This is a genomic window from Iodidimonas sp. MBR-22, from assembly GCF_029946565.1.
GTDB lineage: Bacteria > Pseudomonadota > Alphaproteobacteria > Sphingomonadales > Rhodothalassiaceae > Iodidimonas > Iodidimonas nitroreducens.
On record NZ_JARKVQ010000018.1, the window covers coordinates 41161 to 51670 of the forward strand.

The window sequence follows — 10510 nt, forward strand, 5'->3', positions numbered from 1 at the left end:
TTTTCAACACAGGTCAATGAAACAGCATCGATGCGCCCGGTCGTTTTCTCCATTTTCGCACTGCTTTTATGTGCAGCCATTCTGCAATTGGGGAATGGCCTGCAATTCACCCTGATTCCCATCCGGGCGCAGGCCGAGCAATTTGGTGATATGGCCATCGCCACTTTGGGCACGGGCTATTTTGCGGGTTTTTTGCTGGGATGTATCATCGGCGCCCCGCTGATCGGCCGCTTGGGCCATGTGCGGGTGCTGACTGCGGTTTTAGCGGCTTTGTGCGCTCTCGCCTTGCTCTATCCTCTGGTGATTGATGAGATCTTCTGGATGCTGGCCCGGGTATTAACGGGCACGTCGCTGGCGATTGCCTATATGGCGATTGAAAGCTGGCTTAATGAACGCGCCCCTAATCATATCAGGGGGGCGCTTTTGTCGCTTTATTCCCTTGTGGGGATGGTGATGCTGGCGCTGGGCCAGTTTTTATTGATGGCCTATCCCTTGGGGGGCTATCAGCTTTTTTCATTGGTGGCGATCACCTCGGCCCTGGCGGCTTTGCCCGTGGCCCTCACACGGGCCCCCCTGCCGGTGCCGGTGCCCCAACCGCGTTTGCGGATGGGATCCTTGCTCGATGTGTCGCGGGTGGCGGTGGTTGGTTCAATCGCAGTGGGGTTTGCCAATAGCTCTTTTTGGGCTTTTGGTCCTATTTTTGCGGCCCGGATGGGCATGGCTGTTGATGATATTTCCCTGTTCATGGCGCTCACCCTTTTGGGCGGGGCTGTTTTGATGTGGCCCATTGGCCATTTATCAGATCGTTATGATCGACGAAAGGTGGCCGGTATCGTTGCTGCGGCGGCCAGCCTCAGCGGTTTGGGTCTGGTCTTTTTTGCCGGAATATCGCCGGTGGCGGTTATGGTTCTGGGCTTTTTGTTCGGGGCTTTTGCTTTCACCATCCAGCCGATTTGCATTGCCCATGCCAATGATCAGGCGCGGCCGGAAAATTTTGTCAGCGTTTCAGGCGGACTTTTGTTTTTATATGGGGCGAGTTCGCTGTTCGGGCCTTTGGCAACGGCGGTGCTCATCAAATATCATGGTCCGCTGATGATGTTTGGCTTTACAGCCTTTGTTCATGGGCTGGGGGCTTTGGTGATTTTTGCTCTGATCAAAAGCCGCGCCCCCACGCCGGATGCCGAGAAAGAAGATTTCCAACTCACCCCGCGCACCACCATGGCGGCTTTCCAATTGCACGATCCTGTTGATGAAAATGCAGCCGGGGATGCGGGTGACCAACAAGCGGATTTTGATGGGCATTTGGATGGGAATTTTGACGCGGACGAGCGGCGCTAAAAGCCTTATCTATCCTGTTCAAATGGGGATCACCTGCCTTTTATCGCGAACAAACTGGCCAATGCGCCGTCTTTTATGCTGTGATGCATGATCCGATGATCATGAATGAAGGAGCATGAAACGCCTATGTGTGGCATTGCAGGCGAGATCAGTTTTCATCATCAAAGGGCTGAGACTGCGGCCGTTGAGCGGATGACCCGGGCGCTGGCACCGCGCGGGCCCGATGGCCACGGCCTGTGGTCGCAAGGCCGGGTGGCTTTCGGCCATCGTCGGCTGAAAATCATCGATCTGAGCGAGGCCGCCCAACAGCCCATGGTCGATTCTGCGCTGGGGCTGGCGATTGTTTTCAATGGCTGTATCTATAATTACCCCGAATTGCGCGCCGAATTGATCGCCAAGGGCTATCAATTCTTTTCCCATGGCGATACCGAGGTGATCTTAAAAGCCTATCATCATTGGGGGAAGGATTTCGTCACCCGGCTTTATGGCATGTTTGCCTTTTGCATCTGGCACCGGGATGATGGCCGGGTTTTGTTTGGCCGGGATCGTCAGGGGATCAAGCCTTTATATCTGTCATGGCAGCAAACCGATCCCGATGGGGGCGCCGGTATGGGGGGGCGGCGGTTGCGATTTGCCTCCAGCCTGCCTGCTTTATTGGCGGGTGGTGATGTGGATTGCGATATCGATCCCATCGCCCTTGCCCATTATATGAGCTTTCATGCGATTGTGCCGCCACCCCGCACGATTTTGAAGGGGGTGCGGAAATTGCCCCCCGCCACATTGCTTGAAATCGATGCCGAAGGCCGGGAAACGGAGACTGTTTACTGGTCAGTCCAATTTGGCCCTCATGAGGATGAACGGGCTTATCGCCAAAATGATTGGGAAGACAAGCTGATCGAGGTTTTGCGCCAATCGGTGCAGCGCCGCCTTGTTGCCGATGTGCCGGTGGGGGTTTTGCTTTCCGGCGGGCTTGATAGCTCATTGGTGGTGGGGCTTTTGGCGGAAGCCGGTCAATCGGGGCTGGCGACTTTTTCCATCGGCTTTGAAACCGTGGGCAATGAACGGGGGGATGAGTTTCAGTATTCCGATCTGATCGCCAGGCATTTTGCCACCGATCATCATCAGCTTTTCATCGATTCCACGCGTGCCCTGCCGGCATTGGGGCAATGCGTGGCGGCGATGTCGGAACCCATGGTCAGCCATGATGCTATCGGCTTTTACCTGTTGAGCGAAAAGGTTTCGCAGCATGTGAAGGTGGTGCAAAGCGGGCAGGGGGCGGATGAGATTTTCGCCGGTTATCACTGGTATCCGCCGATGATGGAGTCGCGCGATGGGGTGGCGGATTATATGCGGGTGTTTTGTGATCGCGATCATCGTGAAATGCAAAAAATACTGGGCCCCGATTATCGCGGTGATGATCATGCCAAAAGCTTTATCGAAGGGCATTTTGCCGCAAAAGGGGCGGATCGGCCCATCGACAAGGCCCTGCGGATCGATACCGAGATCATGCTGGTGGATGATCCGGTGAAAAGGGTGGATAATATGACCATGGCCTGGGGCTTGGAAGCCCGGGTACCGTTTCTGGATCATGAACTGGTGGAATTGGCGGCGCGCATTCCCGCTGAATTGAAAGTACGGGATGGCGGCAAATATATTCTGAAGGAAGCGGCGCGAAAAATCATTCCCCATGAAGTGATCGATCGGCCAAAGGGCTATTTTCCGGTGCCTGCCCTTAAATATATCGAAGGGCCCTATCATGATCTGGTGCGCGATATTCTCAATGCCCCCCAAGCCCGGGCGCGCGGATTATTTGATCGGGCTAAGGTGGATGAGCTTCTGGCGCATCCGGCGGATCATATCACCCCCTTGCGCGGGTCTAAGCTGTGGCAGGTGGCTTTGCTGGAATATTGGCTGCAACAACAGGGGCTTTGATCGCTATGAGTGATGTGCCCGATGATCAAAAAGATGGCCCGGCAAATGGGGACCAGACAGGGAAGCGCCGAGCGGAGCCATCCGCTTCGCCGGGGCGCAAGCCCGGGTCAGGGCGGCCTGATCGGCAATATCGCCTTGATAAAATGCGCGCGCAATCCTTGAAACCCCAGCGTAAAACCATGGCCCATGATGCCTTTATCGATTGCGGCTGGGGGCGGTTATATTTTGCCCAGACCTTTGATCGCCTCGATGATGTGGTGGAAGCCCTGCGTCAGGAAATGCCCCAACAGCGCGATATCGCTTTTTATCTGCGTGATCCCCATGTCGCGCTTTCCAAAGCCCCTCAGGAGCTTTTTCTCGATCCATCCCATACCTATCGCCTTGATCTCCATACCTATCAGCCTGCGGTGCGGCGTTTTCGCGGCTTTCATATCCGGCGCTTGTCGCATCGTTCTGATATTGCCGAAATCAATCGCATCTATGCGGCGCGCAATATGGTGCAGGTGGATCCCAGCTTTTTCTGGGATCGCCGCGATAGCCGCAGCCTCACCTATTATGTGGCCCAGGATGATGAAAGCGGGGATCTGGTGGGAACGGTGACCGGGGTCAATCATTATCAGGTTTATCATGATCCCGAGCGCGGGGCGTCCTTATGGTGTTTGGCGGTGGATCCCCAAAGCCCCTATCCCGGTATCGGCGAAGCTTTGGTGCGGCGCCTGGCCGAGCATTTTCAGGCCCGGGGCAATGCCTATCTGGATTTATCGGTGATGCACGATAATGAACAGGCGATTGCGCTTTATGAAAAGCTGGGCTTTCAGCGCCTGCCTTTCTTTGCCCTCAAAAACAAGAATTCGATCAATGAAAAGCTGTTTGCCGGTCCGTCTTTTGATGCCAATTTCAATCCTTATGCGTTGATCATCGTTAATGAAGCCCGCAGGCGGGGCATTCATGTGGATGTTCTGGATGCTGAAAATGGCTATTTTCGGCTCTCTTTTGGCGGGCGATCGGTGATCTGCCGGGAATCCCTCACCGAATTGACCAGCGCCATCGCCATGAGCCGCTGCGCGGATAAAATGGTCACAAGGCGGCTTTTGGGGGCGGCCAATGTGCGGGTGCCCGCCCAGCAGCAGGCGGCTTTAAACCCTGATCGCAATGCCGATTTTTTGCATGAGCATGGGGCCATCGTGGTCAAGCCCCGGCATGGGGAGCAGGGGCGGGGGGTCAGTGTCAATATCACCGATGCGGCGCATCTCGAACAGGCGGTGGAGGCCGCCCGGCGGGTGGATGATCATGTGCTATTGGAAGAATATTTTGATGGCATCGATCTCAGGATCATCGTTATCGGCTTCAAGCTGGTGGCTGCGGCCATCCGCCGCCCGGCGGCCATCATCGGTGATGGATCAAGCACGATCGAAGCGCTGATCAAGGCCCAAAGCCGTCGGCGCATGGCGGCCACGAATGGTGAATCGCGCATCCCCCTCGATCAGGAAACCGAACGCACCATCCGCAGTGCGGGCTTTGGTCTGGCTGATATTCTGCCCGCAAAAAAACAGCTTTTTGTGCGGAAAACGGCCAATCTGCATACCGGGGGCACCTTGCATGATGTGACGGATCGGCTGCATCCGCATCTGTGTCAAGCGGCTATCACCTGTGCTAAAACCATCGATATTCCGGTGGTGGGTGTGGATATGATCGTGAAATCACCAAGCGAGCCCGATTATATCGTGATCGAGGCGAATGAACGCCCGGGCCTTGCCAATCATGAGCCGCAGCCCACAGCCGAGCGGTTCATCGATCTGTTGTTTCCCCATTCATTGCCTACGGATTTAAAACTGAGCAAAGACATCGGCGGAGGATCATGACGATCAAAAGACCAACCATCGACATCAGCTATCTGGAACAGATCTTATTGCGCCTGCTGGCGATCCCCAGCCCCACGGGCTATACGGATGAAATCGTCCGGTTCTGCGCGCAGGAGCTCAAAAGCCTGGGCCTTGATTATGAATTGACCCGGCGCGGCGCCATTCGAGCATGGATCAAGGGCAAGGCCAAACATCCCGGGCGGGCGATCATCGCCCATCTGGATACACTGGGCGCGCAGGTGAAGAATCTGAAAGACAATGGCCGCCTTGAAATCGTTCCCATCGGCCATTGGTCGGCGCGATTTGCCGAAGGCGCGCGGTGCAATATCTTTACCACCAAGGGATCATGGCGCGGGACCATCCTGCCGCTGAAGGCATCGGGCCATACATTTAACGAAGAAATCGATCAACAGCCTTCGGCCTGGAGCAATCTGGAAGTGCGGGTGGATGGCCTGTGCTTTTCCAAAAACGATCTGATGCGGGCGGGGATTGCCATCGGCGATTTCGTGGCCATCGATCCCATGCCGGAACTGGTCAATGGCTTCATCAATTCCCGCCATCTGGATGATAAAGCGGGGGTTGCCAGCATGTTTGCGGCGATCAAGGCTTTGGTGGATGATCCATGCGATCTGCCGGTGGATAGCTATTTTCTTTTCTCCATCGCCGAAGAGGTGGGGATCGGTGCCTCCACCATTCTTCATGGCGATATCGCCTCGATGGTCAGCATCGATAATGGCACCACAGCACCGGGGCAGAACAGCCGGGAATTTGGCGTGACCATCGCCATGGCCGATCAAAGCGGGCCTTTCGATTATCACCTCACCCAAAAGCTGCTGGCCTTATGCGAACAGCATGATATCCGCCATCAGCGCGATATTTTTCGCTATTATCGCTCGGATAGCGCTTCGGCCCTTGAGGCGGGCAATGATATCCGAACCGCGCTCATCACGTTCGGGATCGATGCCAGCCATGGGTGGGAACGAATCCATAGTCATGCCCTGCGCTCGATTGCCGAGCTTGTGGGGGTTTATCTGCAAAGCGAAGTGCATATCGAACGCGACAAGGATCAGCTTTCAGGATTGAAGGGCTTTACCCATCAACCGATCACCCCATCCAAAAAAGAAGCGGCAGACGGCTTTCCATCCGATGATTGAGCCGCCGCTCGGCCATGCATGGGGATCTCAATCCTTATAAATGAGGATGTCGGGGGTGGGGTTTTGGCTGCTCAATTTTGCCCGATACATGCCTTCGGTATTGAAGCTGAAAGCAATCTCGCCGCTGTGCGACAACGCAATCACCCCGCCATCGCCGCCCAGCCCGGCAATCTTTTGATGGATCACTTCATCGGCGGCTTTTTGCGCATCATAGCCCTTATATTCGATCAGGGCGCAAATCGTGCGGGCGGCGGTGGCGCGCATGAAATATTCCCCGGTGCCGGTAGCCGATACGGCGCAGCTTTTATTATCGGCATAGGTGCCTGCGCCGATGATGGGGCTATCGCCGATGCGGCCCCATTCTTTATTGGTCAGCCCGCCGGTAGAGGTGCCCGCCGCCAGATTGCCCGCCTGATCCAAAGCCACCACGCCCACGGTACCGAATTGATGATCGCCATCAAAATGAAGCTGCATGGCGCCTTTTTCATGATTTTGGATGGATAAAAGCTGCTGATAACGCCGATCGGTGAAAAACCATGTGGGGGAAACGAGGTCGATGCCTTGGGTGCGGGCAAAATGTTCGGCCCCCAAACCCGAAAGCATCACATGCCGCGATTGATCCATCACCGCCCGCGCCAGCAGGATGGGATTTTTGATCCGGGTCACGCCGGTGATCGCCCCGGCCTTCAATGTGCGGCCATCCATGATGGCGGCATCCAGCTCATTGCGGCCATCATAGGTGAACACCGCGCCTTTCCCGGCATTGAACAGGGGGCTGTCTTCCATGATGCGAATGCTCGCGGCCACGGCATCAATGGCTGTGCCGCCGCTTTTGAGCACGCTTTGCCCGGCGATCAGCGCTTCGCCAAGGGCGGCCCGATAGGCGGCTTCAGACTCTGCCGTCATGGAAGCGCGGGTGATGGTGCCGGCACCGCCATGAAGGGCGATGGCGTAAGAGGGGGCATCATCCTGTGTCACCTCCTGCGCCCGGCTTTGGGGGCTGATGGCCAGCGCGCTCAGCATGATGCCGCCCAAAAGCCCAAGCGACAGGCGGCAGGCGGCGATGAGCCCGGTTCGTTTCGTTTGGAAATGCCGAGATGAGACGGGCGCGGGGATCATCATGATTGTCCTTTATTATGGTGATTCTTTGAGATTTCGCGGTCAGAACGGTCTTATTGACCTCATAGTCTAAAGCACTTTTCTCAGATCGAGAAGATGGCCGGGGCCGATGTTGGGGGACATGGCCCGGCGAGGCCATGAAAATGGCCGAAAAGGGCTCAGAGTGAAAATTTACAACGCATTGGTTTAATTGCACTTTATAAATTTTTTTGGGTTGGTGGGCAAAAGACATCATTTCATCCTTGAATCATGGGCAATGTTCAGTCATATGAGCGTCACGTACGCGCACGTGCCCCTGGCCCTTATGTACTGGTTACGTAACGATGCGTGCTTTTTTTGTTGGTTGGGTCGGCGGCCTTTTTCAATGAGCCGACACTGATTGATAAAGGGAGTCGCCAATGGCCTCCAGTGATGTGTGCTTCCCCGGCGGAATATCTTCCAAAGGGCTTAAAATTATTGCCAGCGACCGGGGCTATTGGCGCTGGCGCTTCATGGTCCTCGACAAGCATAGTCCGATGCTCGCATAGCCTCCCCTTGCGGGAAGCATTGCCGTGCCCCACGTCTCCCAGGCTGTATGATGCGCAAGGGATGGCGGCCGGTGAACTTTTGATCCTCTTGCCGGGCAAGATGGGTCTGGCCTCGTTCACCAAAGGACCATGAACATGACTGCACTTTATGCCTTTGCGCACCCATCCGTTGATGCTGGCGTTGATCACGATATTCCTGTTTTCAATTCGATTGAGGATGTGGTGGCCACCATTGCCGATGATCAGCCCATTCATGTGCTGTATCGTCAAAGCATGGAACGCGCAGCACACGCCTTTTTGAGCCGCTTTTCCGGCACGGTGATGTATGCGGTGAAATGCAATCCCACGCCTGCGGTGCTGGAAACCCTTGTTCATGCAGGGATCACTGCGTTCGATGTGGCCTCTATCGAGGAAATCGATGCGGTGCGCCGGATATCGGCCACGGCAAAGCTTTATTTCATGCACCCGGTGAAAAGCCGCCGGGCCATTCGCTATGCCTATCTGGCCGGGGTTCGCGATTTCGCCATTGATAGCCTGGCAGAATTGGAAAAAATCATCGAAGAAACCAATGGTGCCGATGATCTGGGCCTCTTCATTCGGCTTGGCCTGCCCAAAGGCGATGCGGCCCTTGATTTGTCCGGCAAATTTGGGGTGGATGGGGCGGCGGCTGTGGATCTTTTGCAGGCGGCGCGGGCGGTTTCCGCCAATCTCGCCGTGAGCTTTCATGTGGGTTCGCAATGCATGAACCCCCATAGCTACCGCAAAGCCATTGCTGCTGTGCGGGCCTTGCTTGATGAAGCGGAAATCTCGATTGATCTCCTTGATGTGGGCGGTGGTTTTCCCGTTGCCTATCCGGGGATGGAACCACCGGCTTTGGATGATTTCATGGGCGTGATCGATCAGGCGGTGGCCGATTATGGCTTTCTGGGCCTGCCGCTTTTGTGCGAGCCGGGCCGGGCGCTGGTGGGTGATGGCGGATCAGTGCTGGTGAAGGTGGAATTGCGCAAGGGCAATGCGCTTTATCTCAATGATGGCACCTTTGGGGCTTTATATGATGCCGGGGCCATTGGCTGGCGTTATCCTGTGCGACGGGTTGATCTGCGCCGCGCGGCTTGTGATAATGAGCAGGCATTCATTTTTTATGGCCCCACCTGCGATAGCATGGATGTGATGAAGGGTCCGTTCATGCTGCCTGCCGATATGGCCGAAGGCGATTGGATCGAAGTGGCCAATCTTGGGGCTTATGGCATGTCGATGCGCACCAAATTCAATGGCTTTCATTCCGATCTCACCGTTGCCGTGGCGCCGCGGGAAGCCATGACCAATAATGTCGTTCCCCTGCCTGTGAAGCATGATGCTGCCATGGCCGATGCACAATAAAGATCGAGAGGACTGAAGATGGCTGACCAGACCGCCCAAACCAATCGCAAGGCCGAATTGCTTTCAAAGCCGGTGGAACATATCGATATCACCCAATATGACGCCCGCCCTTTGGTGGAGGCGATGGGCAAGATGTCGTTCACCTCACGCGATACCGCCCGGGCTGCCGAGATTTATAACCGGATGCTGGCGGATCGCGATTGCTCGGTGATCCTCACCCTTGCCGGATCGACCTCGGCAGGCGGCTGCATGCATGTTTATCGCGATCTGGTGGCCGCCGGAATGGTGGATGCCATCGTGGCCACCGGCGCATCGATCATCGATATGGATTTTTTCGAGGCCCTTGGCTTCCGCCATTATCAGGGCAGTTCCACCCTCGATGATAATGATCTGCGCGATCTTTATATCGATCGGATTTATGACACCTTCATCGATGAGGAAGAATTGCAGGCCTGCGATCATGTGTTGCTGGAAATCGCCGATAGCCTGCCATCACGGGCCTATTCCAGCCGCGCCTTCATTCGTGAAATGGGCCGCTGGCTGAAAAGCAATGCCAAAAAGAAAGGCAGCCTGATCGAAACCTGTTTTGATCATGATGTGCCGATCTTCTGCCCCGCTTTCACCGATAGCTCGGCAGGCTTTGGCCTTGTGAAGCATCAGGTGAACCGGATGAAGGCGAATGCGCCTTATCTGACCATCGATTCCATCGCCGATTTCCGGGAACTGACCGATATCAAGATCAAAGCCGGCCGCACAGGGCTTTTGATGGTGGGCGGTGGCGTGCCCAAGAATTTCGTGCAGGATACGGTGGTTTGTGCGGAAATTCTGGGTGTTGAAGCGGAAATGCATAAATATGCGATCCAGATCACCGTGGCCGATGTGCGCGATGGGGCCTGTTCATCCTCAACACTGAAAGAAGCATCAAGCTGGGGCAAGGTGGAAACCGCTTATGAACAGATGGTTTTTGCCGAAGCCACCACCGTGGTGCCCCTGATTGCATCGGATGCCTATCATCGCGGGTTTTGGAAAGGGCGTGAGGCGCGCCATTTCGCCCGGTTGTTCGATGCGGTGGATGGGCAATAGCCGTCTCTTGTTTTTCGTCACCCCGCCCCCCCATAACGCGTCATCAACTCTGTTGTTGGAGTTTCATATCTCTGATTTTTGCGTTAGCGATGACGATGATTTTTCGCATGAGGGC

7 protein-coding genes are annotated in these 10510 nt (G+C 55.6%); 6 read left to right on the forward strand and 1 reads right to left on the reverse strand.

What is annotated here, in order from left to right:
- The first annotated feature begins 30 nt into the window (after nt 1–30).
- The 4 genes from QK300_RS12130 to QK300_RS12145 all read left to right on the forward strand — a co-directional run bounded on the left by QK300_RS12130 (nt 31) and on the right by QK300_RS12145 (nt 6286).
- Complete coding sequence (locus QK300_RS12130) at nt 31–1338, forward strand: MFS transporter (RefSeq protein WP_281301973.1); 1308 nt, start codon at nt 31–33, stop codon at nt 1336–1338.
- A 126-nt stretch (nt 1339–1464) separates the two neighbouring features.
- Nucleotides 1465–3270: an N-acetylglutaminylglutamine amidotransferase gene (locus QK300_RS12135; RefSeq protein WP_281301972.1), complete on the forward strand. Its 1806-nt coding sequence runs from the start codon at nt 1465–1467 to the stop codon at nt 3268–3270.
- A gap of 143 nt (nt 3271–3413) precedes the next feature.
- The gene (gene ngg / locus QK300_RS12140; protein WP_348651893.1) at nt 3414–5132 is read left to right on the forward strand and encodes an N-acetylglutaminylglutamine synthetase; all 1719 of its coding nucleotides are present in this window, start codon (nt 3414–3416) and stop codon (nt 5130–5132) included.
- On the forward strand, nt 5129–6286 hold the full coding sequence (locus QK300_RS12145) for an osmoprotectant NAGGN system M42 family peptidase (RefSeq protein ID WP_281301970.1): 1158 nt from the start codon (nt 5129–5131) through the stop codon (nt 6284–6286). The genes ngg and QK300_RS12145 overlap by 4 nt, the downstream gene beginning before the upstream one ends.
- Nucleotides 6287–6313: 27 nt before the next feature.
- On the opposite strand, the gene QK300_RS12150 is transcribed toward QK300_RS12145, so the two are convergent.
- A complete protein-coding gene (locus tag QK300_RS12150) occupies nt 6314–7405 on the reverse strand; it encodes an isoaspartyl peptidase/L-asparaginase (protein ID WP_281320853.1) in 1092 nt (363 codons plus the stop codon).
- A 662-nt stretch (nt 7406–8067) separates the two neighbouring features.
- Here QK300_RS12150 and QK300_RS12155 point away from each other — a divergent pair.
- Nucleotides 8068–9312 carry a type III PLP-dependent enzyme gene (locus QK300_RS12155; RefSeq protein ID WP_281301968.1) on the forward strand — a complete coding sequence of 415 codons (1245 nt, stop codon included), beginning with the start codon at nt 8068–8070 and terminating at the stop codon, nt 9310–9312.
- An 18-nt stretch (nt 9313–9330) separates the two neighbouring features.
- Nucleotides 9331–10395 carry a deoxyhypusine synthase gene (locus tag QK300_RS12160; RefSeq protein ID WP_281301967.1) on the forward strand — a complete coding sequence of 355 codons (1065 nt, stop codon included), beginning with the start codon at nt 9331–9333 and terminating at the stop codon, nt 10393–10395.
- The last annotated feature ends 115 nt before the right edge of the window (nt 10396–10510 follow it).

Bases quoted from the DNA above. Each gene is read 5' to 3' on its own strand.
- QK300_RS12130 (WP_281301973.1), top strand. From the start codon at position 31: ATGCGCCCGGTCGTTTTCTCCATTTTCGCACTGCTTTTATGTGCAGCC.
- QK300_RS12135 (WP_281301972.1), top strand. From the start codon at position 1,465: ATGTGTGGCATTGCAGGCGAGATCAGTTTTCATCATCAAAGGGCTGAG.
- ngg (WP_348651893.1), top strand. From the start codon at position 3,414: ATGCGCGCGCAATCCTTGAAACCCCAGCGTAAAACCATGGCCCATGAT.
- QK300_RS12145 (WP_281301970.1), top strand. From the start codon at position 5,129: ATGACGATCAAAAGACCAACCATCGACATCAGCTATCTGGAACAGATC.
- QK300_RS12150 (WP_281320853.1), bottom strand. From the start codon at position 7,405: ATGATCCCCGCGCCCGTCTCATCTCGGCATTTCCAAACGAAACGAACC.
- QK300_RS12155 (WP_281301968.1), top strand. From the start codon at position 8,068: ATGACTGCACTTTATGCCTTTGCGCACCCATCCGTTGATGCTGGCGTT.
- QK300_RS12160 (WP_281301967.1), top strand. From the start codon at position 9,331: ATGGCTGACCAGACCGCCCAAACCAATCGCAAGGCCGAATTGCTTTCA.